This is a genomic window from Azospirillum sp. TSH58, from assembly GCF_003119115.1.
GTDB lineage: Bacteria > Pseudomonadota > Alphaproteobacteria > Azospirillales > Azospirillaceae > Azospirillum.
Genome location: NZ_CP022364.1, coordinates 245,680 through 270,000, shown reverse-complemented (window position 1 = coordinate 270,000; position 24,321 = coordinate 245,680). Strand labels below are relative to the sequence as shown.

General features: G+C 66.6%; 24 protein-coding genes and 2 rRNA genes (1 of these 26 only partly in view). 18 read left to right on the top strand and 8 right to left on the bottom strand.

Annotated elements, in window-relative coordinates; translation table 11 throughout:
* The 3 genes from TSH58p_RS04815 to TSH58p_RS04805 form a co-directional block, all read left to right on the top strand.
* Nucleotides 1-2,664: ribosomal RNA gene (locus TSH58p_RS04815) — 23S ribosomal RNA — on the top strand (it extends 95 nt beyond the left edge of the window).
* A gap of 130 nt (nucleotides 2,665-2,794) precedes the next feature.
* Nucleotides 2,795-2,910, top strand: a 5S ribosomal RNA gene (gene rrf / locus TSH58p_RS04810).
* A 224-nt stretch (nucleotides 2,911-3,134) separates the two neighbouring features.
* Nucleotides 3,135-3,425 (top strand): YkgJ family cysteine cluster protein, encoded by a 291-nt coding sequence (locus TSH58p_RS04805; RefSeq protein ID WP_109071249.1) that lies wholly within the window; start codon nucleotides 3,135-3,137, stop codon nucleotides 3,423-3,425.
* Here the strand turns inward: TSH58p_RS04805 and TSH58p_RS04800 are convergent.
* Complete coding sequence (locus TSH58p_RS04800; protein ID WP_109071248.1) at nucleotides 3,397-4,197, bottom strand: hypothetical protein; 801 nt, start codon at nucleotides 4,195-4,197, stop codon at nucleotides 3,397-3,399. The two genes, TSH58p_RS04805 and TSH58p_RS04800, sit on opposite strands and share 29 nt — an antisense overlap.
* 94 nt (nucleotides 4,198-4,291) lie before the next feature.
* Here TSH58p_RS04800 and TSH58p_RS04795 point away from each other — a divergent pair, with 94 nt between their 5' ends.
* The 9 genes from TSH58p_RS04795 to TSH58p_RS04755 all read left to right on the top strand — a co-directional run bounded on the left by TSH58p_RS04795 (nucleotide 4,292) and on the right by TSH58p_RS04755 (nucleotide 12,312).
* On the top strand, nucleotides 4,292-5,062 hold the full coding sequence (locus TSH58p_RS04795; RefSeq protein WP_109071247.1) for an SDR family oxidoreductase: 771 nt from the start codon (nucleotides 4,292-4,294) through the stop codon (nucleotides 5,060-5,062).
* Nucleotides 5,063-5,463: 401 nt separating this feature from the next.
* On the top strand, nucleotides 5,464-7,446 hold the full coding sequence (gene uvrC, locus TSH58p_RS04790) for an excinuclease ABC subunit UvrC (RefSeq protein WP_109071246.1): 1,983 nt from the start codon (nucleotides 5,464-5,466) through the stop codon (nucleotides 7,444-7,446).
* Nucleotides 7,447-7,494: 48 nt separating this feature from the next.
* The gene (gene pgsA / locus TSH58p_RS04785; RefSeq protein ID WP_109071245.1) at nucleotides 7,495-8,106 is read left to right on the top strand and encodes a CDP-diacylglycerol--glycerol-3-phosphate 3-phosphatidyltransferase; all 612 of its coding nucleotides are present in this window, start codon (nucleotides 7,495-7,497) and stop codon (nucleotides 8,104-8,106) included.
* A 159-nt stretch (nucleotides 8,107-8,265) separates the two neighbouring features.
* Nucleotides 8,266-8,793, top strand: coding sequence for a molybdopterin-guanine dinucleotide biosynthesis protein B (gene mobB, locus TSH58p_RS04780; protein ID WP_109071244.1), 528 nt, complete (start codon nucleotides 8,266-8,268; stop codon nucleotides 8,791-8,793).
* A 75-nt stretch (nucleotides 8,794-8,868) separates the two neighbouring features.
* Nucleotides 8,869-10,137, top strand: a complete 1,269-nt coding sequence (glp, locus tag TSH58p_RS04775; RefSeq protein WP_109071243.1) for a gephyrin-like molybdotransferase Glp — start codon at nucleotides 8,869-8,871, stop codon at nucleotides 10,135-10,137.
* A complete protein-coding gene (gene moaD, locus TSH58p_RS04770) occupies nucleotides 10,137-10,388 on the top strand; it encodes a molybdopterin converting factor subunit 1 (RefSeq protein WP_109071242.1) in 252 nt (83 codons plus the stop codon). Before glp ends, moaD begins: the two co-directional genes overlap by 1 nt.
* A 16-nt stretch (nucleotides 10,389-10,404) precedes the next feature.
* A complete protein-coding gene (locus TSH58p_RS04765; RefSeq protein ID WP_109071241.1) occupies nucleotides 10,405-10,863 on the top strand; it encodes a molybdenum cofactor biosynthesis protein MoaE in 459 nt (152 codons plus the stop codon).
* Nucleotides 10,864-10,952: 89 nt separating this feature from the next.
* On the top strand, nucleotides 10,953-11,600 hold the full coding sequence (locus tag TSH58p_RS04760; protein ID WP_109071240.1) for a hypothetical protein: 648 nt from the start codon (nucleotides 10,953-10,955) through the stop codon (nucleotides 11,598-11,600).
* A 76-nt stretch (nucleotides 11,601-11,676) separates the two neighbouring features.
* A complete protein-coding gene (locus TSH58p_RS04755; RefSeq protein ID WP_109071239.1) occupies nucleotides 11,677-12,312 on the top strand; it encodes a LysE family translocator in 636 nt (211 codons plus the stop codon).
* Nucleotides 12,313-12,402: 90 nt separating this feature from the next.
* On the opposite strand, the gene TSH58p_RS04750 is transcribed toward TSH58p_RS04755, so the two are convergent.
* Entirely contained in the window at nucleotides 12,403-13,557 is a 1,155-nt protein-coding gene (locus tag TSH58p_RS04750; protein ID WP_109071238.1) for an alpha/beta hydrolase, read from the bottom strand.
* A gap of 222 nt (nucleotides 13,558-13,779) precedes the next feature.
* On the opposite strand from TSH58p_RS04750, the gene TSH58p_RS04745 reads away from it, so the two are divergent.
* Nucleotides 13,780-14,250 (top strand): hypothetical protein, encoded by a 471-nt coding sequence (locus TSH58p_RS04745; RefSeq protein ID WP_109071237.1) that lies wholly within the window; start codon nucleotides 13,780-13,782, stop codon nucleotides 14,248-14,250.
* On the opposite strand, the gene TSH58p_RS04740 is transcribed toward TSH58p_RS04745, so the two are convergent.
* Nucleotides 14,228-14,803, bottom strand: coding sequence for a GNAT family N-acetyltransferase (locus tag TSH58p_RS04740; RefSeq protein WP_109071236.1), 576 nt, complete (start codon nucleotides 14,801-14,803; stop codon nucleotides 14,228-14,230). The two genes, TSH58p_RS04745 and TSH58p_RS04740, sit on opposite strands and share 23 nt — an antisense overlap.
* 303 nt (nucleotides 14,804-15,106) lie before the next feature.
* On the opposite strand from TSH58p_RS04740, the gene TSH58p_RS33575 reads away from it, so the two are divergent.
* Nucleotides 15,107-15,277 carry a hypothetical protein gene (locus TSH58p_RS33575; protein ID WP_199230180.1) on the top strand — a complete coding sequence of 57 codons (171 nt, stop codon included), beginning with the start codon at nucleotides 15,107-15,109 and terminating at the stop codon, nucleotides 15,275-15,277.
* A gap of 95 nt (nucleotides 15,278-15,372) precedes the next feature.
* On the opposite strand, the gene TSH58p_RS04735 is transcribed toward TSH58p_RS33575, so the two are convergent.
* The gene (locus TSH58p_RS04735) at nucleotides 15,373-16,719 is read right to left on the bottom strand and encodes a globin-coupled sensor protein (protein ID WP_109071235.1); all 1,347 of its coding nucleotides are present in this window, start codon (nucleotides 16,717-16,719) and stop codon (nucleotides 15,373-15,375) included.
* A gap of 231 nt (nucleotides 16,720-16,950) precedes the next feature.
* Nucleotides 16,951-17,841: an RNA polymerase sigma factor RpoH gene (gene rpoH / locus TSH58p_RS04730; protein WP_109071234.1), complete on the bottom strand. Its 891-nt coding sequence runs from the start codon at nucleotides 17,839-17,841 to the stop codon at nucleotides 16,951-16,953.
* A 509-nt stretch (nucleotides 17,842-18,350) separates the two neighbouring features.
* On the opposite strand from rpoH, the gene TSH58p_RS04725 reads away from it, so the two are divergent.
* On the top strand, nucleotides 18,351-18,875 hold the full coding sequence (locus tag TSH58p_RS04725) for a GNAT family N-acetyltransferase (RefSeq protein ID WP_109071233.1): 525 nt from the start codon (nucleotides 18,351-18,353) through the stop codon (nucleotides 18,873-18,875).
* 102 nt (nucleotides 18,876-18,977) lie between these two features.
* On the opposite strand, the gene TSH58p_RS04720 is transcribed toward TSH58p_RS04725, so the two are convergent.
* Complete coding sequence (locus tag TSH58p_RS04720; RefSeq protein WP_109071232.1) at nucleotides 18,978-19,388, bottom strand: MucR family transcriptional regulator; 411 nt, start codon at nucleotides 19,386-19,388, stop codon at nucleotides 18,978-18,980.
* A 68-nt stretch (nucleotides 19,389-19,456) separates the two neighbouring features.
* A complete protein-coding gene (locus tag TSH58p_RS04715; protein ID WP_256380066.1) occupies nucleotides 19,457-19,783 on the bottom strand; it encodes an HU family DNA-binding protein in 327 nt (108 codons plus the stop codon).
* Between the two features lie 321 nt (nucleotides 19,784-20,104).
* Between TSH58p_RS04715 and TSH58p_RS04710 the strand changes: the two genes are divergently transcribed.
* Entirely contained in the window at nucleotides 20,105-21,094 is a 990-nt protein-coding gene (locus tag TSH58p_RS04710; RefSeq protein WP_109071231.1) for a TerC family protein, read from the top strand.
* A 6-nt stretch (nucleotides 21,095-21,100) separates the two neighbouring features.
* Here TSH58p_RS04710 and TSH58p_RS04705 read toward each other — a convergent pair whose 3' ends face one another.
* On the bottom strand, nucleotides 21,101-21,568 hold the full coding sequence (locus tag TSH58p_RS04705; protein ID WP_109071230.1) for a hypothetical protein: 468 nt from the start codon (nucleotides 21,566-21,568) through the stop codon (nucleotides 21,101-21,103).
* Nucleotides 21,569-21,720: 152 nt separating this feature from the next.
* Between TSH58p_RS04705 and TSH58p_RS04700 the strand changes: the two genes are divergently transcribed.
* The gene (locus TSH58p_RS04700; protein ID WP_109071229.1) at nucleotides 21,721-22,875 is read left to right on the top strand and encodes a polysaccharide pyruvyl transferase family protein; all 1,155 of its coding nucleotides are present in this window, start codon (nucleotides 21,721-21,723) and stop codon (nucleotides 22,873-22,875) included.
* 15 nt (nucleotides 22,876-22,890) lie between these two features.
* Complete coding sequence (locus TSH58p_RS04695; protein WP_282183625.1) at nucleotides 22,891-24,315, top strand: FAD-dependent oxidoreductase; 1,425 nt, start codon at nucleotides 22,891-22,893, stop codon at nucleotides 24,313-24,315.
* The last annotated feature ends 6 nt before the right edge of the window (nucleotides 24,316-24,321 follow it).

The following is a 24,321-nucleotide window of genomic DNA, read 5'->3' as shown; positions in this document are numbered from 1 at the left end:
GGCTTTGATCCGTGGATTTCCGAATGGGGCAACCCACCGCGCAAGCGGTATCCTCACCTGAATCCATAGGGTGGGGAGGCGAACCCGGCGAACTGAAACATCTAAGTAGCCGGAGGAAAGGACATCAACCGAGACTCCGCTAGTAGTGGCGAGCGAACGCGGACCAGGCCAGTCATTCAGTCTACATAACCGGAACCGTCTGGAAAGGCGGGCCAGAGCGGGTGATAGCCCCGTACGGGTAAACCGGACTGAATGCTCGAGTAGGGCGGGGCACGTGAAACCCTGTCCGAACATGGGGGGACCACCCTCCAAGCCTAAGTACTCCTCAGTGACCGATAGTGCACCAGTACCGTGAGGGAAAGGTGAAAAGCACCCCGACGAGGGGAGTGAAACAGTTCCTGAAACCGGATGCCTACAAGCAGTCGGAGCCGCCAATCTCTTCGGAGGGGCGCGGTGACGGCGTACCTTTTGTATAATGGGTCAGCGACTTACAGTAAGCAGCGAGCTTAAGGCGATAGCCGGAGGCGCAGCGAAAGCGAGTCTGAACAGGGCGCTTGAGTTGCTTGCTGTAGACCCGAAACCCGGTGATCTAGCCATGGGCAGGTTGAAGGTGCGGTAACACGCACTGGAGGACCGAACTCACGCCTGTTGAAAAAGTCGGAGATGACCTGTGGCTAGGGGTGAAAGGCCAATCAAACCGGGAAATAGCTGGTTCTCCGCGAAAGCTATTTAGGTAGCGCGTCGGGCGATTGCCCACGGGGGTAGAGCACTGGATGGGCTAGGGGGCCTCGCGGCTTACCAAACCTAACCAAACTCCGAATACCGTGGAGCACAGCCCGGCAGACAGACGGTGGGTGCTAAGGTCCATCGTCGAGAGGGAAACAGCCCAGACCGCCAGCTAAGGTCCCCAAATCACGGCTAAGTGGGAAAGGATGTGGGAAGGCCATGACAACCAGGAGGTTGGCTTAGAAGCAGCCATCCTTTAAAGAAAGCGTAATAGCTCACTGGTCTAGTTAAGCCGGCCTGCGCCGAAAATGTATCGGGGCTCAAGCCGTGTACCGAAGCTGCGGATGCGCCGAAAGGCGCGTGGTAGCGGAGCGTTCCGTAAGCCTGTGAAGGGTGTCCGTGAGGCCGCCTGGAGGTATCGGAAGTGAGAATGCTGACATGAGTAGCGACAAACAGTGTGAGAAACACTGTCGCCGAAAGTCCAAGGGTTCCTGCGCAAGGTTAATCCACGCAGGGTGAGCCGGCCCCTAAGGCGAGGCCGAAAGGCGTAGTCGATGGGAACCACGTTAATATTCGTGGGCCAGCGGGTGTGTGACGAATGGGAAAGCGTGTCGGGCCTTATCGGATTGGCCCGGCTGGGGACCCGTTCCAGGAAACAGCCCCCGCATCAGACCGTACCCCAAACCGACACAGGTGGACTGGTAGAGTATACCCAGGCGCTTGAGAGAATGGTGTTGAAGGAACTCGGCAAATTGCCCTCGTAACTTCGGAAGAAGAGGGCCCCGTTCGTGCGCAAGCGCGGGCGGGGGGCACAGACCAGGGGGTGGCGACTGTTTACTAAAAACACAGGGCTCTGCGAAGCCGTACAAGGCGACGTATAGGGTCTGACGCCTGCCCGGTGCCGGAAGGTTAAGAGGAGGGGTTCACGCTCCGAATTGAAGCCCCGGTAAACGGCGGCCGTAACTATAACGGTCCTAAGGTAGCGAAATTCCTTGTCGGGTAAGTTCCGACCTGCACGAATGGCGTAACGACTTCCCCGCTGTCTCCAACACCAACTCAGCGAAATTGAACTCTCCGTGAAGATGCGGAGTACCCGCGGTCAGACGGAAAGACCCCGTGCACCTTTACTACAGCTTTGCAGTGGTGCTAGGGATCTCATGTGTAGGATAGGTGGGAGGCTAGGAAACCCGGGCGCCAGCTCGGGCGGAGCCAACCTTGAAATACCACCCTTGAGGTCTCTGGCATCTAACCGCGCTCCGTTGATCCGGAGCCGGGACCCTGCATGGCGGGTAGTTTGACTGGGGCGGTCGCCTCCCAAAGTGTAACGGAGGCGCGCGATGGTGGGCTCAGAGCGGTCGGAAATCGCTCGACGAGTGCAATGGCATAAGCCCGCCTGACTGCAAGACAGACAAGTCGAGCAGAGACGAAAGTCGGCCATAGTGATCCGGTGGTTCCATGTGGACGGGCCATCGCTCAACGGATAAAAGGTACGCCGGGGATAACAGGCTGATGACTCCCAAGAGTCCATATCGACGGAGTCGTTTGGCACCTCGATGTCGGCTCATCACATCCTGGGGCTGGAGCAGGTCCCAAGGGTTCGGCTGTTCGCCGATTAAAGTGGTACGTGAGCTGGGTTTAGAACGTCGTGAGACAGTTCGGTCCCTATCTGCCGTGGGTGTCGGAGTTTTGCGAGGATCTGTCCCTAGTACGAGAGGACCGGGATGGACATACCTCTGGTGCACCGGTTGTCACGCCAGTGGCATGGCCGGGTAGCTAAGTATGGACGGGATAACCGCTGAAAGCATCTAAGCGGGAAACCCACCTCTAAACCAGAACTCCCTTGAGAGCCGTGACAGACCATCACGTCGATAGGAGGCATGTGGACGGGCGGCAACGCCTGAAGCTGAGCCTTACTAATCGCTCGATCGGCTTGATCCTTCCCAGCAGGCGGCCCGCGCGCAGCGGCAAGCCCTGGGCGCACGAGCCAACACCGCAAGAATGCAAGAACGTCCTCGATCATTGACACCTCTGCCGTCCCTGTCCGGATGGTTCGCGTGTGCCTTGGTGACCTGGTGGTCATGGCGAGGCTCCCAACACCCGATCCCATTCCGAACTCGGCCGTGAAACGCCTCAGCGCCGATGGTACTGCGTCTTAAGACGTGGGAGAGTAGGTCGCCGCCAGGTCACCACGGCACACGCCACACCAGCCAGGACGTGGACGGACAAGGCTTCAAACACACTTGACAATCGGCTTCATGAACGACAAAGCCGGCGCTTTTCCCTGTGGGAAGCGCCGGCTTTTCGTTGTGCTTGGGGTGTCGACACGGCCCCCCCACCCTAACCCTCCCCCGCGGAGCGGGGGAGGGGACAAGGGGTGTGACGGGGCGGGGAAGAATGGGAAAAATGCCATGCCGACGGATGGTGACGTGCCGGATTGCGAAAGCTGCGGGGCCTGTTGCGCCTATTCCTGGGAATGGCCGACCTTCATCGGTGATTGGGATGGTGACGGGATCATGGAGCACCTGAAGGAGGACGGCCGCATGCGGTGCAACGGCAACCGCTGTGCCGCCCTGATGGGAACCCTCGGCGAGTCCGTCTTTTGCAGCGTCTATGAGCACCGCCCCCTGGTGTGCCGTGAATTCACGGCGGGAAGCGATGCCTGTCACACCGTCAGGTCCCAGTTGGGGCTGCAAGATTGAACCAAGCGCCGACGCGGTGACGCAAGCTGCGCCGGCGGTCCTCCTCCGGGGCCGGAGCGATGTCCCAGTCCCAGGTGCGATCGGGATGAGGAAGATCGAGCCCCCACAGGGAGTCCTCGCGTTCCTGCACCGCGCCGTTCTCCAACCAGAGGCTCTCCACATCGGTGAAGAGAGCGGCCTGTTCGGCGACGCGGGTCAGCCAGGAGCGATGAGACTGCGCCAGGGTTCGGGCGAAGCGTTCCCGCTCCGCTCCCGACGTGTTCGGCGCCTTACGGTCGATGGCGTCCAGAGGCAGGAGGGGGAGCTGCGACAGGAGATTGCAAGACACGGCGAAAGCGAACCGCTCCCCCGGCAGGTCGGGCGGAGACGGTGAGGGAAGCGGTGAACCGTCGGAGAGGGCGGCGTCCAGGGGCGCCAGCGCACCGGTGACGTCGAGGGCGAGCAGACGGGCGTTGGGATGGCGACGCGCCTGTCGGCGAGCGGCATGGGTGTGCACGATGTCGATCAGCACCACCTCGCCGAATCGCGCGGCCAGCACCGGCAACGGAATCTCGATCAGCAAGCCGGACCCCGCCACCAGCGCCCGTCCGCCCCGCGGCGCCCGCTCCGCGGCCTCCTGGACGAAGCGCCGGCAGGCCTCGACATGGGGAGCCCAAGCCCGCCGCTGGCGCCGGTGGCGCGCGCCGAGGGCCACCGCTTCCGCCAGATAGCCGTAACGGCGGGCCAGGGGCGGGCAGGGCGTCGTCAGATACTCGAAGGCTTCCCTCAGCATGGCCGCATCCCGCTCCGCGCGTCTTTTGCCGGTCCGGAGCCTGACCCGAAGGGAACCCCTTGACCGGAACGGGTGGCAGGGTACCTATGGCGGCATGGTGGAGATCAAGAGGAAAGCGGCCCTGGTCACCGGGGCGGGAAAGCGGATCGGACGCGCCATCGCGCTCGACCTCGCGGCGCGTGGCTGGCGCGTGGGAGTGCATTTTGGGCACTCCCGCAGCGAGGCCGACGCGGTGGTGACGCAGATCGTCGGGCAGGGTGGCGTCGCCGTCGCGCTCCAGGCCGACCTGGAGCGCGAACTGGACATGCAGGCGCTGGTGCCCGAAGCCGTCGAGCGGCTGGGCGCGCTGTCGCTGCTGGTCAACAACGCCTCCCGCTTCGAGCGGGACGAGGTGGGGGACGTGACCCGCGAGTCCTGGGACCGCCACATGGAGGCCAACCTCCGTGCACCCTTCGTGTTGAGCCAAGCCTTCGCGGCTCAGGTGCCGGGCGACACGGATGGGTTGATCGTCAACATGATCGATCAGCGGGTGTGGAACCTCACCCCGCACTTCATCTCCTACACCCTGTCGAAGGCCGGCCTGTGGACGCTGACCCAGACGCTCGCCATGGCGCTCGCCCCGCGCATCCGGGTCAACGCGATCGGGCCGGGCCCGACATTGAAGAACGTCCGTCAGACGGAGGAGGAGTTCGCCGCCCAGCGCGACGCGACTCCGCTCAAGCGCGGCCCTTCGCCCGAGGAGATCTGCGCGGCCCTGCGCTTCCTGATCGACGCGCCTTCGGTCACCGGTCAGATGGTCGCTCTGGACGGCGGCGAGCATCTGGGGTGGGCGCAGCCGTCCCTGGGGTTCGTGCCGACGGAATAGGCGGTTCGGCCAGGACGCACCATGCCGTTCAGCGGCCGGCGCCCTGGTCGGTTGGACAGGCCGGCAAAAGGACCGCGCGTTGTACACATCCAACCCCGTTGGCGCAAGGGGCTGTTTGCACGATCCGGAAATTTAGCGGCGCAGCGCCAAAGTGCCGACTTGACTCAAAGTGTCTCCAATAAAAACAACGACTTAGAAGAAATGCCTAATTTTTGTGCATAGCTTTGGAATCCCTTGGGCCGCCTTGGTTCCGTAGGGGTAACCCGTGGGTTATCGACACACTTATCCACAGGAGTCGTGGATATCCCGACGAACGACCGCCGATGAGGTGAGTCGTTCGTCTTAACCATTCAGGACAGGGGGTGGTTGACCCATTCCCGGCACCCGACGACATTCGAGACATGGCCGACACCGCAGACACCCCCACTGATCTTGTTCTTCCGGAGACGGACGGCGCCGACACTGATGTTGCGGATTCGCAAGGCGCGGATGCCCAAGGCGCGGACGGCGCTCCGCGCCCGCGACGGCGCCCCGCCGATCTCGCCCGGGGGGCGGAGGTCATCCGCGACCATCTGAAGACCCTGCCGCAGACGCCCGGCGTCTACCGCATGCTGGCGGGCGACGGGGCCGTGCTCTATGTCGGCAAGGCCAAGAACCTGAAGCGGCGGGTGTTCAACTACACCCAGGTCAACCGCCTGCCCGTGCGGCTGCAGCGCATGGTGTCGGAGACGGAGACCATGGAGTTCGTCACGACCCACACCGAGGTCGAGGCGCTGCTCCTCGAATCGAACCTGATCAAGCGGCTGATGCCGCGCTACAACGTGCTGCTGCGGGACGACAAGACCTTCCCGCACATCATGATCACCAAGGACCACGACTACCCGCAGCTGACCAAGCACCGAGGCGCGCGGTCGCGCGACGCCGACTATTTCGGCCCCTTCGCCTCGGCGGGGGCGGTCAACCGGACGATCACCGCGCTCCAGCGCGCCTTCCTGCTGCGCAACTGCGCCGACACGGTGTTCGCGGCGCGCACGCGGCCCTGCCTGCAGTACCAGATCAAGCGCTGCACCGCGCCCTGCGTCGAGCGGGTCAGCCCGGCGGAGTATCAGGCCCAGGTCGATCAGGCCCGCGCCTTCCTGTCCGGCAAGAGCCGCGACATCCAGACGGAGTTCGTCGCGGAGATGACCAAGGCGGCGGAGAATCTCGATTACGAGACCGCCGCCCGCTACCGCGACCGCATCCGCGCGCTGACCGCGGTGCAGGCGCATCAGGACATCAACGTGGAAGGGGTGGTCGAGGACGCCGACGTGATCGCCGCCTACGCGGAGGGCGGGATGACCTGCGTGCAGGTCTTCTTCTTCCGCGGCGGGCGGAACTACGGCAACCGCGCCTATTTCCCCAGCCACGACAAGAGCGCCGAGACCCCGGAGGTGCTGGCCGCCTTCATCGCCCAGTTCTACGAGAACAAGGCGGCCCCTGGCCTCGTCCTGGTCAGCCACGACCTGCCGGAACAGGAACTGCTGACCGAGGCTCTGGCGCTGCGCGCCGGCCACCGGGTCGAGCTGGCCGCGCCCAAGCGGGGCGACAAGCGCCGCATCGTCGAGCACGCCCTGACCAACGCGCGGGAGGCCCATGGGCGGCGGCTGGCCGAAAGCTCGTCCCAGGCGCGGCTGCTCGACGGGGTGGCGGCGGTCTTCGGGCTGGACGGCCCGCCGCAGCGGATCGAGGTCTACGACAACTCCCACGTCCAGGGCGCCCACGCCATCGGCGCCATGATCGTCGCCGGGCCGGAGGGCTTCATCAAGAACGCTTACCGCAAGTTCAACATCAAGACCGAGGGCGCCGCCGGGGACGACTTCGCGATGATGCGCGAGGTCATGGCCCGCCGCTTCGGACGGGCGGTCAAGGAGGACCCGGAGCGGACGCAGGGCACCTGGCCCGATCTGGTGCTGATCGACGGCGGCATCGGGCAGCTCAACATGGCGCTGGGCGTGCTCGCCGATTTGGGAATCGACGATGTGGCGCTGGTCGGCATCGCCAAGGGGCCGGACCGCGACGCCGGGCGGGAGCGCTTCTTCATGCCGGACCGCGCACCGTTCCAGCTGGAAATGCGTGACCCGGTGCTCTATTTCCTGCAACGGCTGCGGGACGAGGCGCACCGCTTCGCCATCGGCACCCATCGGGCGAAGCGCACCAAGGCGTTGGGAAAATCGATGATCGACGAGATCCCGGGAATTGGACCCAGCCGAAAGAAGGCCCTGCTGCACCATTTCGGCAGCGCCGTCGCCGTCTCCCGCGCCGGTCTGGCGGATTTGGAGTCGGTCGAAGGGATCAGCAAAACAGTGGCGAAAAAGATATACGATCATTTCCATTCAGACGGTTAGAATGACGCCGCCCGCCGCGCGTTTCCCCCGATTCCAGAGTTGCGACCGATGCTGACCAGCCTGCCGAACCTGCTCACCCTGTCGCGCATCGCGGTGATTCCCGTCGTGGTCGGGCTGTTCTACGTGCCGGAGGCGTGGGCCGCCTACACGGCCTGCGCCCTGTTCGCCGCGGCCTGCATCACCGACTGGTTCGACGGCTACCTGGCCCGCGCCTGGGAGCAGGAAAGCGTCATCGGCAAGTTCCTGGACCCCATCGCGGACAAGCTGCTGGTCGCCGCGACGCTGATCATGCTGGTCGCCTTCGCCCGGCTGTCCGGGCTGTCGGTGCTGGCCGCCGTGGTCATCCTGCTGCGCGAGGTCCTGGTGTCCGGTCTGCGCGAGTATCTGGCCGGGCTGAACGTCGGGGTGCCGGTCACCTGGATGGCCAAGTGGAAGACGACGATCCAGATGGTGGCGATCGGCTTCCTGATCGTCGGCGATTACGGCCCGGTCCACATCCCGGTCACGCTGATCGGCACGCTGGGCCTGTGGGTGGCGGCGATCCTCACCTTCGTCACCGGTTGGGATTACATGCGCGCCGGGCTGAAGCACATGATGGCCCACCAGCCGGCCAAGCCCCGGAAGGGCGCTCCGGGCAACCCGGCCCGCACGCCGGGCTGATCCGACGGTTGAGTCGCTGTTCTCCGCGGTCGGCTTTCCGGCACGTGGCAGAGCGGGCCGCCATTCCGGTTTGTCCGTTCGCATGCCCGTGTGTTTCTGCTATGTGACCGGGGAACGCCCGCGCAGCGATGGGCGGCAAGGCGGAGGATAGGGGCTTCCATGAAGATGTTCGGCCTGACGGGGTGGAGCGGCAGCGGCAAGACGACGCTGATCGTTCGCCTGATCCCGGCGCTGATCCGGCGTGGCCTGACCGTTTCGACCATGAAGCACGCGCACAAGGGCTTCGACATCGATCATCCCGGCAAGGACAGCCACAACCACCGCGAGGCCGGCGCCACGGAGGTCCTGGTCAGCTCGCCCCGCCGCTGGGCGCTGATGCACGAGATCCGCAACGACGAGCCGGAGCTGTCCCTGGCCGAACTGCTGCCGAAGCTGTCGCCCGTCGATCTGCTGCTGATCGAGGGGTTCAAGCGCGAGCCCCACGAGAAGATCGAGGTGTGGCGCGCCTCGGTGGGCAAGTCGCTGATCGCGCGGGACGATCCGAGCATCGTCGCGATCGCCAGCGACGGGCCGGTGCCGGACGCCGGGGTGCCCGTCTTCGACCTGAACGACGAGGAGGCCATCGCGTCCTTCATCATCGGGCGTTGCGCGCTGGACCGGTGCGGGGCGACAGGGCAGGCTGTCTGAAGCAGGACCGCCCGACCCGTGTGGGTGGGGGGGCCCGGATCGGACGGACGGCGGTGTGTGGGGTGGAGTGGGGCGATGGCTCAGCTTAGCGACGATTGCTTCGCCTTCGGCGGGGAGATGATGGCGGTGGACCGGGCTCTGGACCTTCTCTCCAGCCGCCTCCACCCCGTGACGGAGGCTCGCCGGATCGGCCTCGCCGACGCGCTGGGCCATGTGCTGGCCGAGGACGTCGTCGCCCCGTTCAACGTGCCGCCGCACGACAATTCGGCGGTCGACGGCTACGCGGTTTTCTTCGACGACCTGGCGCCCGATTCGGCCACGCGGCTGCCGGTCACGGCGCGCGTCACAGCCGGCCATGCGCTGGACCGTCCGGGGCGGCGCGGGGAGGCGGTGCGCATCTTCACCGGCGCCCCGATGCCCGAGGGCTTCGACACGGTGCTGATGCAGGAGGACTGCAAGGCGGAAGAGGGCTCCGTCGCCATTCCTCCCGGCATCCGCCGCGGCGCCAACCGCCGCCGCGCCGGGGAGGATATGACGCAGGGCAGCACCGTTCTCACCGCCGGCCGCCGGCTGCGGGCGGAGGACATCGGCCTGCTCGCCTCTCTGGGGCGGCGGGAGGTGACGGTGCGGACATCCCTGCGCGTCGCCGTCTTCTCCACCGGGGACGAGGTCCGGGAGCCGGGCGTGCCGCTGGAGCCCGGCTGCATCTACGACGCCAACCGCTTCGCCCTGATCGCTTCGCTGCGCCAGCTCGGCTGCGACGTGACCGACCTGGGCATCCTGCCCGACCGGCTCGACGCCGTTCGCGGCGCCTTGGCCGAAGCGGCGGGGACACACGACGTCCTCGTCACCTCCGGCGGCATGTCCACGGGGGAGGAGGATCACGTCAAGGCGGCGGTGGAGGCTCTGGGCGGGCTGCATTTCTGGCGGCTGGCGATCAAGCCGGGGCGTCCGGTGGCGCTGGGCACGGTCAGGCGTGAAGCCGGGGGGGCGGCGGTCTTCGTCGGCCTGCCGGGGAACCCGGTGGCGGTCATGGTCACCTTCCTGCGCATCGCCCGGCCGATCCTGCTCCGCCTGATGGGGGCGGCGGACGAGGCGTCCGCCTTGTTCCCGCTGCGCGCGGGCTTCACCTACAAGAAGAAGGCCGGGCGGCGCGAATATGTGCGGGCCACGCTCGCCCGTGCCGCCGACGGGGTTTTGACCGCGGTCAAGCACCCGCGCGACGGGGCGGGCATCCTGTCGTCGATGGTCGAGTCCGACGGGCTCGTCGAACTGCCGGAAGAGATCACCCGCGTCGAACCGGGGATGATCGTGGAATTCCTGCCTTTCAGTGAGGTTCGGTGATGAAGATCCTCTATTTCGCCTGGCTGCGCACCAAGATCGGCGTGGCGACCGAGACGGTGGACCTGCCGGCGGAGGTCCGGGACGTCGGCTCCCTGGTGGAGTGGCTGAAGACCCGCAGCCCGAAGCACGCCGACGCGCTCGCCAACAGCACGGTGGTCAAGGTCGCGGTGAACCAGGAGCATGTGCCCTACGACCACCCGGTCGGCCCCGGCGACGAGGTGGCCCTGTTCCCACCCGTGACCGGCGGCTGAGAAAGGGAGCTTTGCCGTGACGGTGAAGGTGCAGAGCGAGGATTTCGACGTCGGGGCGGAACTGGCAGCGATGACCGGCGGCAAGACCGGCATCGGCGGGGTGACCCTGTTCGTCGGGCTGGTGCGCGACATGGCCGGCGGCGAGTCCGTCAGCGCCATGACGCTGGAGCATTATCCCGGCATGACCGAGCGGCAGTTGGAGGCCATCGAGGCGGAGGCGCGGGCGCGCTGGCCGCTGGACGACGCGCTCATCATCCACCGCTACGGGCGGCTGGAGCCGGGCGACCGGATCGTGCTGGTGGCCACCGCCAGCGCCCATCGTGAGGCGGCCTTCGAAAGCTGCCATTTCCTGATCGACTGGCTGAAGACCAAGGCGCCCTTCTGGAAGATGGAGGCCACCCCGGACGGCGAGCGTTGGGTGGAGGCCAAGGACTCCGACGACGCGGCGGCGGCCCGCTGGGCGAAACCGGCGTAAGATGAGAGGCAGGGCACAGACGGCGCCCTCCGCACGGTGATTGGATCCGCTCCCGCGCAAGGCTGTGCGCGCATGCGGAGTGTCCGATCATGGGAACCCGGTTCCTGCTCACCGGTCTGGCCGTGCTGCTGGGCGCGCTCCCGTCGTGCCCCGTCCAAGGCAAGCAGCGGCAGGCGGCGGAGCGGGTCCTGACCGACCCGGTCGGCGGCTGCCGCGTTCGCGACCATGATCTGAGCCCGGGGAGGACCGTCCGATGGAACGGCCCCTGCCGCAACGGCTTCGCCCACGGTGCCGGCGTTCTTGAAACGTTCGATGATGCGGAACCGGTGGACTGGACCGAAGCGGTCTTCGTCGATGGCCGGGCCGAAGGGCCTGGACGCCGCGGGCGCGAGGATGGAACGATTTTTCAGGGCCAATTCCGGCGGGGCCTCGCCACCGGCATGGGGACGCTGACCCTGCCGGACGGTCACCGCTATGTCGGCGGGTTCGCGTTCGGGCGCCCGACCGGGCAGGGGGAGTTCATCGCCTCCATGGGGTTGCGCTACCGCGCGCGGGTCGACGGGGACGGGCGGGTGTGGCCCGGTGCGCTTCTCGGCCCGAAGGCTCCCGAGCCCATCCAGTCGGCCGAGCGGCCAAATCTGAGGGGCCGGGCGGCGCCGGGCAGCCTGGAGGAGTGGCTGCGCACGCCGCCATGGGATTACCGTGATCCGGGCGGACGCGATCCAGGGCGGCGTTGAGCAGCTTTGCGCAGGCGGCGTTTGCCAGACGCGCCGCGCCGTGGTGACATCCCGAGCCCCCCTTCGGATGACGGCGATGAACTGGCAGACTCTTGGATTCTTCTTCGCGACGGCCTTCGTGCTGTCGATGACTCCCGGCCCCAACATGCTGCTGGCGATGAGCCTCGGCCTGCGCTACGGCATCCGCCGGGCGGCCTGGGGCGGGCTCGGCATGTGCGTGGCGCTGACGACGATGGCCACCCTGTCGGTGCTCGGCCTCGGCGCCCTGCTGGCGGCGTCGGAGCCGGCCTTCCAGGCGGTGAAGTGGGCGGGCGTGGCCTATCTGACCTGGCTCGGCATCGCCGCGTGGCGGGCGCCGGTGCCGGACGGCTCGCCGCGCGCCACCGCCGCCGCCGCGGCGGAGGAAGCCCCGGCCCATCGCCTGTTCCTGCGCGGGCTGCTGGTCGCCTTCAGCAACCCGAAGGCTCTGGTCTTCATGGCCGCGCTGTTCCCGCAATTCATCGACCCGGCGGCTCCGCTGATGCCGCAGCTCGTGGCGCTGGTGGCGATCATGGTGGTGATCGAGTTCGGCTGGATCATGGCCTACGCCACCGGCGGCAACAGCATCGGCGCCCGTCTGACCAGCGGGTCCGCCGCCCGGACCCTCAACCGCCTGACCGGCGGCCTGATGATCGGCGCCGGCGGTCTGCTGGCACTCGCCCGCCGGCTGTGATCACTCATACCGACCAGCGCAAATCCTGACACATCAGGATTTGCGCTGGTCTTCGAACGGCGGGCGTCCGTCAGGACTGACGCTCGACGGTCAGTCCATCCGGCGCAGGGTCGTCTCCAGACGGCCCTTGCCGGAGCGGTCCAGCCACGTGGCGGACAGGCGCCCGTCCGTCCGGACGCTGTAGCGCAGCACGTTGCGCCCCTTCTCGTCGAACACCAGCTCGTCGTTCTCGATGCGGCCCTTGCGCTGGGCGCGCTCCATCGGCTGGTCGGCCTCCATGCCCGGTCCCAGCACGTAATCGGCGTAGACGGCGTCGCCTTCGACCCGGTCCACGGCCAGCGCGATTTCCCGCCCGTTGATGTAGGCGCCGTACCAGACGCCGAGGAAGGAGCGGGCGCCGGTGCCCGCCGGAGAGGAGGTGCCGCTGCCGGTGCGCGGCTCCGGCGCCGCGGCCCGCATCAGCTCCGCGCTCGGCGTGCGGCCCCAGGATTCATCGCAGGAGGGATCGCCCCGGCGCGGCGGCGCTTCCGCGAACCGCAGGATGCAGGCGCCGAAGCGCCGGACGAACATGCCGGTCGTCGCGGCGCCGTGGCCGGTCAGCAGGGCCGGCTGATCCACCACGATGTGGTCCAGCCCGCGCGAGGACAGGATGCCGCGCGCCGACTCCCCGCGCCCGCCGGGGTCGAAATCGTCGCCGTGGAAGAAAAACAGCATCACCCGCGCGTTGTGGATGCCGCGCAGGATCGGCCAGAGCTGCGCGGCGTTGTCGCGGAAACTGTCGTAGGAGTCGGAGAAGTTGCCGAAGGCGGCGGGGGCGGTGCCGACGACGGCGTCCACCCGGTCGCTCTGCCCGGCGGCCATCAGCGAAAGGAAGGCGCCGAAGGACTGGCCGGTCAGCACGACCTTGCGGTAGCCGCGGTCCTTCAACTGGTCGGCGTAGCCCGCCAGCGCGCGGGAGCTGTTCGGCAGCGTGTCGCTGACCCGCATGCGGTCCAGCCGGAACACGTCCCACCCCGCATCCTTCATGGTCTTCATGTAGAGCGGCGTGGGAGCGTTCGAATCCTCCACGTCCACCGAACGGCCATGGCTCCACACCACCGCGCCGCGGGCCATGGTCGGCCCGAGTAGGGTGCCGTCACCATAGGCCGGGTTCAGGTGAATCTGGGCCGCCGCCGTTTGCGCCGTACCAAGCATCGCCAACGCCACCAGCAATCCGAGCAGCGCCTGTCCGACTGTCCGCCTCATCCTTCCACGCTCCTGTCTGCGGGCGTGGAAAGGGTCTCGGAATATGGTTAACCCGACCTTTCCAGCAGGGCGGGCCGGCTTTTGTCACGGAACGTTGTCACAGCTCCCCATGGTGGGATCGCCCTGCGTCAGAAGGTCCATGAATTGCAAATGCGAATGACTCGCAAATCGTGCGCGGATCGTCTAAGGTTGGCTCCGTCACTTCAGTCGGGAGGGGTCAGCATGTGCGATTCGGTGGGCGAGGGGCGGCTGTCCCCTTGGACGGTGTCCGATCTGACGACGGCGGAGCGCGCGCTTCTGACCGGCTTCCGGCAGTGGTTCCGTCACGGCACCGCCGGCGCGATGGCGGCCATGCGGGCCAGTTTCGGCGTGGCGGGGGTGCCGTCGTCGGCTCTGTTGCCGCTGTTCGCCCTGTTGGGGACCTTCGCCGTGACCAACGCCGGCCGCCCGGCCTTCCGCTGCCCCTCCTGCTCGCGGGTCGGGATGGACGAGATGGCGGTGTTGGACGCGCTGGCCGCCATGCAGGCCGGGGAAGGCGACGTGACGACCCAGGTGTTCGACCGCTGGCTTCCCCTGGTCGCCCTGACCATGGCCACGGATTCCGCACGGGAGCTGGCGGATATCCTGGACGGCGCGCGCATCCGTCTGCCGCGCCGCCGCCCGGCCCGGCTCATAGCGCTGGCGGCGGAATGACCGGCGCGAAGCCGGCCCCGGCCTGCCACGCCGCCTGCCTGAACAGCGGCTTGCGCATGATCCACTGATCGATGGGCACCTGGACCAGCTCGCCGGCCGGGGTGCGGTAGGAATAGCGCCCTCGTTCCGTCCCGCGCAGTTCGTAGCCCAGCCGTTCATAGAAGGCGAGGACCCCGGCGTTGTCCCGGTCCACGCCCAGTTCCGATTCCGAATAGCCGTGGTCGAGCGCGGTGCCCTCGGCGGCGGCCATCAGCCGTGTGGCGATGCCCCGGTTGCGGAAGGGCTGGAACACCCGCAACGCCCACAGCGTCGCCCGGCGCAGATGCCGTTTGCGCTGGAAGTCGATGCAGATCTGGCCGGCGGGGAAGTTGTTGACCTCCGCCACGAGAAGGGCGCCGCTTCCACGCTCCTGGGAACGGAAGGCCGTGGCGAGGATTTCCCGATGCGGCGTGTGCAGCCCGAACCATTCGAGATCCGGCAGATCGGTCCGGCAGGCCGGGCGAATTGTGACGGGCAGGCTGATCACATCCTGCGACGCGGTGGCGGCGTCCATTCCTCCTCCGGACTTCAAACCATTTGAGGGAATGAACGGACCGACGCAGTGCGGCGTTCCCCCCGGCCCATGAAAGTCTTTCCGGCAAGGCTTTGACGGTGGCGGACACAGCTCCCAAGGGGGAGGGGGCTGCACCCGCGGATTCGATTCGCCGAAGGAAAAACAATCTGTGGTCTATGCCGATTGGCCTCATTGACCGAATATGCGGCTTTTTGGTAAGTCTCTAAATGAAATGGGGAGACCGCTGGGCTGTGCCGTGGCTTGGCGCGAATCGATACCCCGGAGGCAGAGGAGGAGCGTGCGATGATCAAGATCGTGAATCTGGGACGCACCGGCCTTTTCGTCGCGATGCAAAACGGTGCTCTGACGACGATCGGTGGCCGCAGCCATTGGCGTTCGCTGGACGATCTTCGTTCGGCAGCCAATGCCGCAAAGGTAAAGGTCAGCGAAACGGTTCTTCGCACCGTTCTCTGATCGCACCGTTCAGGCCGACGGTCCACATGTGGGCCGGTGGATAGCAGGGGCTGGCGGCACCGGATCGTGCCGCCAGCCCCGCCCCATTGCGGCCATCAGCCGGCGCGCACCCGCGCCAGGAAGCGGTCGACCTCCGCCCGCAGATTGTTCGATTGAATGGACAGTTCGTTCGTCGCCGACAGGACGCCCCGCGCCTCCGACCCCGTTTCGGATGCGGAGGAATTGACCCGCACGATGGTCTCGCTGACCTCGCGCGTGCCGATCGACGCCTGCTGGACGTTGCGGGCGATCTCGGTGGTGGCGGCGCCCTGCTCCTCCATGGCCGAGGCGATGGAGGTCGAGATGTCGTTGATCCGCGCGATGGTTTCCGAGATCGAGCGGATGGCGAGAACAGCGTCCTGCGTCGCGCCCTGAACCGCGCCGATCTGGGAGTTGATCTCTTCCGTCGCCTTGGCGGTCTGATTGGCGAGGCTCTTCACCTCGGACGCCACGACTGCGAAGCCCTTGCCGGCCTCCCCCGCGCGCGCCGCCTCGATGGTGGCGTTCAACGCCAGCAGGTTGGTCTGGCTGGCGATGTCGTGGATCAGCTTCACCACCTGGCCGATGCGGCTGGCGGCGTCGGCCAGACCTTGCACGGTGGTGTTGGTGCGCTCCGCCTGCGACATGGCCTCGCCGGCGATGGCCGCCGACTGGGTCACCTGATGGCTGATCTCGCCGATGGAGGCGGTCAGCTCCTCCGCGGCGGCGGCGACGGTCTGGATGTTGACGGAGGCCTCCTCGGCCGCCGCGGCGACCTGGGTGGACTGCGCGCTGGTCTCCTCGGCGGTGCGGCTCATGTTCTGGGCGGTGCCCTGGAGCTGCTGCGCGGCGGAGGCCACGGCCTGCACCACGCTCTTCACCTCGCGTTCGAACGAGTCGGCGGTGGTGCCAAGCTCGCGCGAGATGATCGCGGCGGTGTTCAGGTCGACGTAGACGGAGGTCGCCAGATCCATGTCCAGGAACACCGCCTTGTTGATCGCCTGCATCAGCTGGGCGAGCTTTTCCGGCTTCTTGCGGTACACTTGATAGGCGAGGTCGATCAGCTTGTTCAGGGTGAAGCAATAGGCGCCCGTGTACCAGCGCGGCTCCAGACCGATGCGCTGGTGGGCCTGCCCGATCTTCAGCACCTGCGCCATGTAGGCGTCGTCGAAGGTGCCGGTGAAGACGTTCTTCAGCCAATGCTGCTTCTGCATGTCGCGCGCCCGGCTGACCACCGTCGGATTGACGAGCAGAGTCGCGACCTGGGGGACCGAGCGCAGGTAGCCGTAGAAATCCTCGAGGATCTGGTCGATGCGCTGGGCGAGATAGGGCTGGAATTCCCGAAGGACGGCCTTCGTGGGTTCGTCGATTCGCAGAAAGGAGATTCGGTCGAGAATGGATTGCGTCTGGGCAGAATGCGACATGGATCGACTTCCCCGCGAGAATAGGACCGCATCAGATTAGCGCAATTTGTTTTTAATGCAAAGTAACTAACCTGCGGGCGGCACTATGGAGGGTTACGATCGGTGTGAAAACCGGCAGCGTTGTCGCAGGCTGGCAAATCATTAAAGGCTGATAAAAATAGAAACCGGCGGAGCCGTTTGGCATCCGCCGGTATGTTGTGTGCGATCGCGAAACTCGACTGTTCGTCTACATCAGGCGGCCATGTGAGCCGGGGTGCGGCGCAGAGCCTGGGCGGCGCTCAGGACGGCCTTCTGCAGTTTCTCGAAGGCCCGCACCTCGATCTGGCGCACCCGTTCGCGCGAGACGCAGAACTGTTGGCTCAGCGACTCCAGGGTGGACGGATCGTCCCTCAAGCGGCGCTCGAACAGGATGCGGCGTTCACGGTCGTCAAGACGCTCCAGGGCCTGCCCGACCAGCCGGCGGCGCAGAGCCAGCTCGTCGGCGTCGGCGATCACGCTTTCCTGGGTCGGACGGTCGTCGGCCAGGAGTTCCAGCCAGTTGGTCTCGCCGTCGCTGGACAGGGCGGCGTCGAGCGAGCTGTCGTTGGACGAGAGCCGGCGGTTCATCTCGATCACCTCCTGCTCCGGCACGTCCAGCTCGGTCGCGATGGCGGTGACGGTGGTGGGGGACAGGTCGCCCTGCTCCAGCTCCTGCATCTGGCTCTTCAGGCGGCGCAGGTTGAAGAACAGCTTTTTCTGGGCGGCGGTCGTGCCCATCTTCACCAGAGACCAGCTGTGCAGGATGTATTCCTGGATCGAGGCGCGGATCCACCAGGTGGCGTAGGTCGCGAAGCGGAAGCCGCGCTCCGGATCGAACTTCTGGGCGGCCTGCATCAGACCGACATTGCCTTCGGCGACGAGGTCCGGCAACGGCAGGCCGTAGCCGCCGAAACCGCGGGCGATCTTGATGACCAGCCGCAGGTGGCTGCCCACCAGACGTTCCAGCGCATGGCCGTTCCCGCGGTCGCGCCAGGCGACGGCGAGCTCGCGCTCTTCGTCGGGGGCCAGGATGGGGAACCGCTTCGACTCCTCGACATAACGGGTCAGGCTGGCGTTTTCACCAGTCAGGAGTTTCTTGAGCACACCGGCCTCCTCTCTCCAACGCTCCACCGTCTCTTGCCGCGGAACCCTTTCGATGGCCGTTCGCAGACGCCCATCGTTTCGGCATTTTTTTTGTGGGGGATTTGCCGAAATTATCCGGGAACACGTCAATCAGACATTGATACTGTGCCGCCACCTCCAAGTTGGATCAAGCCTCGAAACGGCGGTGCAGCAATATTTTTTGGCCTATGTCCGGACTATTCGGTCCTTATGAATGCCGAAAAGATCGGAAGAACTTTTGGAATATTGGCGAAAAGATGACGATTTTCGTTTGGAGCTAAGGCCGATGCGGCTCTCTCCGCTTGGTCATCACTCGACGGCATGGATGTGTCTTTTGCATGAGCCATGGCCATACAGGCTAACGGATACGGCCGCTTGGCATAGGACGTTCCTCCAGGGGGAGCGGGGATGCAATTCCAGGGTGGCGAGGGCGGTGTTCTCCGGTGTCGCGGCCGTGCTATTCCAGGTCCGAACAAGGCGGGAGGTCCCCCATGCACATCCGCGACAGCCGGCCGGACGATCTGCCGCGCATCAAGACGATCTACACGCACCACGTCCTGACCGGCACGGCCAGCTTCGAGGAGGTGCCTCCCGGCCTGGAGGAGCTTGCGCGCCGGCGCGACGATGTGCTGGGCCGGGGCATGCCCTATGTCGTTGCGGAGATGGACGGACGGGTCATAGGATACGCCTATGCAGGCCCCTACCGGCTGCGCACCGCCTACCGTTACAGCGTCGAGGATTCGATCTATCTCGACCCCGACTGCACGGGCCGCGGCGCCGGCCGGGCGTTGCTCGCGGCGGTGATCGACCGTTGCACGGCGGCGGGGTGCCGCCAGATGCTCGCCGTGATCGGCGACAGCGGCAACGCGGCGTCCATCGGCCTGCACCGAAGCCTGGGTTTCGAATCAGCGGGCCTGCTGAAGGCGGTCGGGTTCAAGTTCGGGCGCTGGGTGGACAGCGTCCTGATGCAGCGTCCGCTCGGTCACGGGGAGACGGCGCCACCGGACGATCGCTGACGGCGCCGTGTCGTTTCATGGCCATGCCGCGGCGAGGGCCAAAAGAAAAAGGCGCACCCTGAGGGTGCGCCTGCCGCTGGGTGCGCGGTGAAGGGCAGGGGGTCAGTCCTGCGCAACCCGCTTGCGGCCCAATCCGAGCTTCGTGGCCATTTCCGACCGGGCCTTGGCGTAGTTCGGAGCAACCATCGGATACTCCGCCGGCAGATTCCATTTGGCTCGGTAATCGTCCGGGGACATGTCGTAGACGGTCTTCAGATGCCGCTTGAGCATCTTCAGCTTCTTACCGTCCTCAAGGCAGATGATGTATTCCGGGGTCACCGATTTCTTGATCGGCACCGCGGGAACCAGTTCGGCCTTGGCCGGCGCGGCCTTTTCCTCGCCCAGACCGTTGAAGGCCGACTGGACGTTGAGGATCAGCGCCGGCAGGTCGGCGACAGGCACCGTGTTGTTGCCGACATAGGCCGAGACGACCTTGGCGGTCAGGGCCTGCAGTTCCGATGCTTCGATGGTCATGGCCGCGTTCAGCTCCGTTCCCCTGTGAGTCGGCCGTTTTCGAACGGCCTTGGATTGGGCGATGTCGATCAGACGTTCACCACGTCGCGCAATTGCTTGGCCGGCTTGAACCGCGGCGCTTTGGACGCGGCGATCTGCACCGCTTCGCCGGTGCGCGGGTTGCGCCCCTCGCGGGCGGCGCGCTCGGCCACTTCGAAAATGCCGAACCCGGCAAGACGCACCTCCTCGCCGCGGGCGAGCGCCGAGGAAATGCCTTCGAACACCGACTGGACGACCTTTGCCGCATCGGACTTGCGGATGCCGGCGTTGGTCGCGATGGTCTCGATGAGCTCGGCTTGGTTCATGCGAAACTCCTGGCGCCTTCGCGCGTGTGGATTTTTCCGTGTTCTTGGCAGATCGAATCCATCTGCACAAGAGTGATGGACAGGAAAGCAACCATAAGTGTTTCAGCAGTTGTGAGTTCTTGCCTTCACTGTGGCCTGGATGCATCAAAAAGACCGCCCTGCGCGGCACAACGGTGCCGCATGGCCGGCAAAGGAAGGATGGTCTCCGAAGAAAGTTGATCGACTCGCGGGACGCGGTTCTTGAACGACCAATCCGCAACACCATTTGCGTGGCGTTCGGGTCCGGGCCCCTCTGACGGCTGAGGCGTCAGCCGTGATGTCGGACACCGCTTGAATTCACTGCAGACGCAGCGCAATCAAGTGGGTGTTGTTATGGATTCCCTTATCGCCCTCGTCTTTCTCGATGTCATGGGCAAGCCGGCGTGGGTGTGGCTGACCTTCGTCGGTCTCGTCCTGGCCCTGCTGGCCTTCGACCTCGGCATCCTCAATCGCCGTGACCGTGAGATCGGCGTCAAGGAGAGCCTCCGCCTCTCGGCCTTCTACATCGCCGTCGCTCTTCTGTTCGGCGGCTGGGTCTGGTGGTCGATGGGCGACGCCGCGGCCGCCCAGTACTACACGGGCTTCTTCATCGAGAAGAGCCTGTCTCTCGACAACGTCTTCGTCATATCGCTGATCTTCACCTACTTCGCGGTCCCGCGGGCGTACCAGCACCGCGTGCTGTTCTGGGGCATCCTGGGTGTGATCGTGATGCGTGGCCTGATGATCGCCGCCGGCGCCGCGCTGGTCAGCGAATTCGACTGGGTGCTCTACATCTTCGGCGCCTTCCTGCTGATCACCGGCGTGAAGATGCTGTTCGCCGTGGACAAGCAGCCGGACCTCGCCAACAACCCGGCGCTGCGCTTCCTGAACCGGCACCTGCGGATCACCGACGGCTTCCGCGGCCAGAGCTTCTTCGTGCGCGAGGCCGGGCCGGACGGGCGGACCGCGCTCTACGCCACGCCGCTCTTCCTGGCGCTGATGATGGTCGAGTTCGCCGACCTGATCTTCGCGGTGGACAGCGTGCCGGCCATCTTCGCCATCACCACCGACCCCTACATCATCTACACGAGCAACATCTTCGCCATCCTCGGCCTGCGCGCGCTCTACTTCGCGCTGGCGGCGATGGTCCACCGCTTCCGTTACCTGAAATACGCGCTGGCGCTGGTGCTGGTCTTCATCGGCGGCAAGATCTTCTACACGCAGGTCTTCGGCAAGCCGGACCCGCTGATCTCGCTGGGCGTGACGCTGACCCTGATCGCCGGCGGCGTGGTCGTGTCGCTTCTCAAGACGCGCAGCGAGGGCAGGCGGCTGCCGGCGGAGTGAGGACGGTCAGCCGGTGAAGCCCAGGCGCTTCAGGGCGGCGATGCTCTCCTTCGCGCTGGTGTGGAGGATGAAGTCGCCGCCCGCCTGGGTCCACGGATCGCGGGCCTTCTCGCGGTCGTCGACCAGAACCGTGCCCGGCCCGCCGTGTCGGTGCTTGTCGCGGGCCATGCAGGTGATGATCCGCACGTGGGGACCCAGCATATGGGCGACCCAGCGCCGCTTCTGCTCCGGCGCCCAGGAGCCCAGCGGCAGGCCGGTCAGGATGGTCGGCGCGTAAGGTTCGCAGAACCGCCAGAGATCCTGCGCGTCGTGCATGAACTCCAGCGTTCCGAAGAAGTCGGGGTGGCGGGACAGCTCCCGCCACATGACCTTCATCGGGATGTCCTCCGGGCGCCTGCCGGTGACCGCCTTCACGCCGCGGTCGAAGTCGGCCAGCACGCCGTCGAGGTCGAGAAACAGCCTGGGTCTATGCATCGTCCGCCTTGTCCTGGCCTGCCAACGTCCTGCCCGTCCAGCTCCGGGCGGACGGGCCGGAAGAATACCGGTCGCACGGAACCTTCGCCAGCCGGTCGGGTTGCACCCGAAGGCATAGGCGCACGGCTTCGGTGCGGCAGGAGGGGGTGCGGATGACGGTCATAGGCATTTCAGGGTCTTACGGCGGCCTGAATCTGGGCGACGAGGCGATCCTCACCTCGGCCATCGAGCAGTTGCGCACGACGGTGCCGGGGGTGGAGGTGGTCGTCTTCTCCCGCAACGCCGCCCACACCCGCGAAAATCACGCGGTGGACCGCGTTCTTAACCCTCGGGAAGCCATGCGCGACGAGATCACCCCGGAGGTCGAGCGGCTCGACCTGCTGCTCCTGGGCGGCGGCGGCATCCTCTACGACAGCGAGGCGCAGACCTACCTGCGCGAGGTCACCATCGCGCAGAAGCTGGGGGTGCCGACCTACACCTTCGCGATCGGCGTCGGCCCGCTGAAGGACCGGGTGGAGCGCGACGCGGTGCGCGAGGGGCTGGACCGCATGACCGGCATCACCGTCCGCGAACCGAGCGCCAAGCGGCTGATCGAGGAGATCGGCGTACAGGTGCCCGTGACGGTCACCGCCGATCCGGCGCTGCTGCTGAAGCCGGAGCCCTTCACCGAGGAGATGCTGGCCGAGGCCGGAATCCCGCGTGGCCGCCCGCTGGTCGGCCTGTCGGTGCGCGAGCAGGGCGCCGCCGCGCCGGAACTGACCGACGCCGCCTATCACCAGCTTCTGGCGGAGGCGGCGGACTACATCGTGCAGCGCTTCGGCGCCGACGTGGTGTTCGTTCCGATGGAGCGCGCCGACGTGCGCGAGGCGCACCGCGTCATGGGCCGCATGGCGGTGTCGGAGCGCGCCCATCTGCTGCAATACCGCTACACGCCGCGCCAGATCATCGGGTTGATGGATCATTTCGAAATGGCCGTGGGGATGCGGCTGCATTTCCTGATCTTCGCGGCCATCACCGGCACGCCGCTGATCGCGCTGCCCTACGCGTCCAAGGTGTCGGATTTCCTGTCCTCGGTGGGGCTGGAGCCGCGGGCGACCGTGTCCCACACCACCGCCGGGACCTTCCTCGCCGACCTCGACCGCCTGTGGGATCACCGCGCGGAGCAGAAGGGACTGCTGCGCGACCGGATTCCCGTGCTGATGGAGCGCGCCCGCGAAACGGCGCCGCTCGCCCTGCGGACGGTGACCCCGCGCGCCGAAGCGGCGGCCGAGGCGGCGGCCGAAGCGGCGGCCGAAGCGGCAGAATGACGAAAGGAGCCAATCTTGCCCGTCCTGCCCTGTCCACCGAACCCTGAATCGGTCACCCTGCCGCCGCGCCGCGCCATGAAGGTGGCGCGCTGCCACGTCCTTGTCGTCGGCGGCGGTCCGGCCGGCATGGGGGCGGCCATCGGCGCCGCCCAGTCGGGGGCCAAGACGATCCTGGTCGAGCGCTACGGCTTCCTCGGCGGCAACGCCACGGCGGCGCTCGTCATGCCCTGGATGAGCTTCTACACCCAGCGCGGCTCGGTCGCGGTGGTGGACAACACGCGCCTGATGCCGCAGGACCACGGCCCCGGCGAGCCGGTGGTGGGCGGGGCGCTGGCCGTCTTCCTGGGGCGCCTCTACACCAACCAGGGGGCCATTCCACCCTCGCCGGACACCGGCTTCACCGTTCCCTTCGACCCGGAGGTGCTCAAGGTCACCGCGCAGCAGATCCTCGACGAGGCCGGGGTGAAGGTGCTGCTGCACGCCTTCGCCTCCACCGTCCTCGGCGAACCGGGGAAGCCCGACGCCGTGGTCTTCGAGACGAAGTCCGGGCCGGTGGTCATCGAGGCCGACGTGATCGTGGACTGCACCGGGGACGGCGACATCGCGGCGCTGGCCGGCTGCGACTATGAGGTCGGGCGGGAGGAGGACGGGCTGACCCAGCCCATGACGCTGATGTTCCGCATGGTCGGCTTCGACCACGACGCCTTCAATGGCTATGTGCGGGACCATCCGACGCAATGGCGCGGTGTGCACGGGCTGTGGGACCTCGTGTCCAGGGCCACCGCCAACGGCGACCTCGATCTGGCGCGCGAGGACATCCTGTTCTTCGCCACCACCCATCCAGGCGAGATCGCCCTGAACTGCACGCGGGTCACCGGTGCGCTGGGCACCAACGTCTTCGACCTGACGCGAGCTGAGTGGGAGAGCCATCGGCAGGCCGCGCAGATCGCCAACTTCCTGCGCAAGTACGCCCCCGGATTCGCCGACGCCTACACCTGCCAGACCGGCACCGGAATCGGCATCCGCGAGACCCGGCGCATCGTCGGCGACTACGCCATGACCGCGGACGACGTGCTGGGCGCGGCGAAGTTCAAGGACGCCATCGCGCGGGGCACCTACCCGGTGGACATCCACAGCCCGACCGGCCGTGGCACGGTGCTGAAGCGCGTGCCGTCCGGCGAGTGGTACGAGGTGCCGATGCGCGCCCTGCTGCCCAAGGGCATGGAGAAGCTGCTGGTGGCGGGCCGCTGCATCTCCGGCAGCCACGAGGCCCATTCCTCCTACCGGGTGACGCCCACCTGCATGGCGACGGGGCAGGCCGCCGGGGTCTGCGCGTCGATGGCGGCGCGGCGGGGCGAGCGCACCCGCGATATCCCGGTCGGCGCCATCCAGCGCGAACTGCTCCGCCAGGGCGCCCTGCTGCGCGAGCCGGAGGCGTAAGGCTCC

Coding starts and splice junctions, on each gene's coding strand:
- TSH58p_RS04805 (WP_109071249.1), top strand. CDS start 3,135: ATGCCGACGGATGGTGACGTGCCGGATTGCGAAAGCTGCGGGGCCTGT.
- TSH58p_RS04800 (WP_109071248.1), bottom strand. CDS start 4,197: ATGCTGAGGGAAGCCTTCGAGTATCTGACGACGCCCTGCCCGCCCCTG.
- TSH58p_RS04795 (WP_109071247.1), top strand. CDS start 4,292: ATGGTGGAGATCAAGAGGAAAGCGGCCCTGGTCACCGGGGCGGGAAAG.
- uvrC (WP_109071246.1), top strand. CDS start 5,464: ATGGCCGACACCGCAGACACCCCCACTGATCTTGTTCTTCCGGAGACG.
- pgsA (WP_109071245.1), top strand. CDS start 7,495: ATGCTGACCAGCCTGCCGAACCTGCTCACCCTGTCGCGCATCGCGGTG.
- mobB (WP_109071244.1), top strand. CDS start 8,266: ATGAAGATGTTCGGCCTGACGGGGTGGAGCGGCAGCGGCAAGACGACG.
- glp (WP_109071243.1), top strand. CDS start 8,869: ATGGCTCAGCTTAGCGACGATTGCTTCGCCTTCGGCGGGGAGATGATG.
- moaD (WP_109071242.1), top strand. CDS start 10,137: ATGAAGATCCTCTATTTCGCCTGGCTGCGCACCAAGATCGGCGTGGCG.
- TSH58p_RS04760 (WP_109071240.1), top strand. CDS start 10,953: ATGGGAACCCGGTTCCTGCTCACCGGTCTGGCCGTGCTGCTGGGCGCG.
- TSH58p_RS04755 (WP_109071239.1), top strand. CDS start 11,677: ATGAACTGGCAGACTCTTGGATTCTTCTTCGCGACGGCCTTCGTGCTG.
- TSH58p_RS04750 (WP_109071238.1), bottom strand. CDS start 13,557: ATGAGGCGGACAGTCGGACAGGCGCTGCTCGGATTGCTGGTGGCGTTG.
- TSH58p_RS04745 (WP_109071237.1), top strand. CDS start 13,780: ATGTGCGATTCGGTGGGCGAGGGGCGGCTGTCCCCTTGGACGGTGTCC.
- TSH58p_RS04740 (WP_109071236.1), bottom strand. CDS start 14,803: ATGGACGCCGCCACCGCGTCGCAGGATGTGATCAGCCTGCCCGTCACA.
- TSH58p_RS33575 (WP_199230180.1), top strand. CDS start 15,107: ATGATCAAGATCGTGAATCTGGGACGCACCGGCCTTTTCGTCGCGATG.
- TSH58p_RS04735 (WP_109071235.1), bottom strand. CDS start 16,719: ATGTCGCATTCTGCCCAGACGCAATCCATTCTCGACCGAATCTCCTTT.
- TSH58p_RS04725 (WP_109071233.1), top strand. CDS start 18,351: ATGCACATCCGCGACAGCCGGCCGGACGATCTGCCGCGCATCAAGACG.
- TSH58p_RS04720 (WP_109071232.1), bottom strand. CDS start 19,388: ATGACCATCGAAGCATCGGAACTGCAGGCCCTGACCGCCAAGGTCGTC.
- TSH58p_RS04710 (WP_109071231.1), top strand. CDS start 20,105: ATGGATTCCCTTATCGCCCTCGTCTTTCTCGATGTCATGGGCAAGCCG.
- TSH58p_RS04705 (WP_109071230.1), bottom strand. CDS start 21,568: ATGCATAGACCCAGGCTGTTTCTCGACCTCGACGGCGTGCTGGCCGAC.
- TSH58p_RS04700 (WP_109071229.1), top strand. CDS start 21,721: ATGACGGTCATAGGCATTTCAGGGTCTTACGGCGGCCTGAATCTGGGC.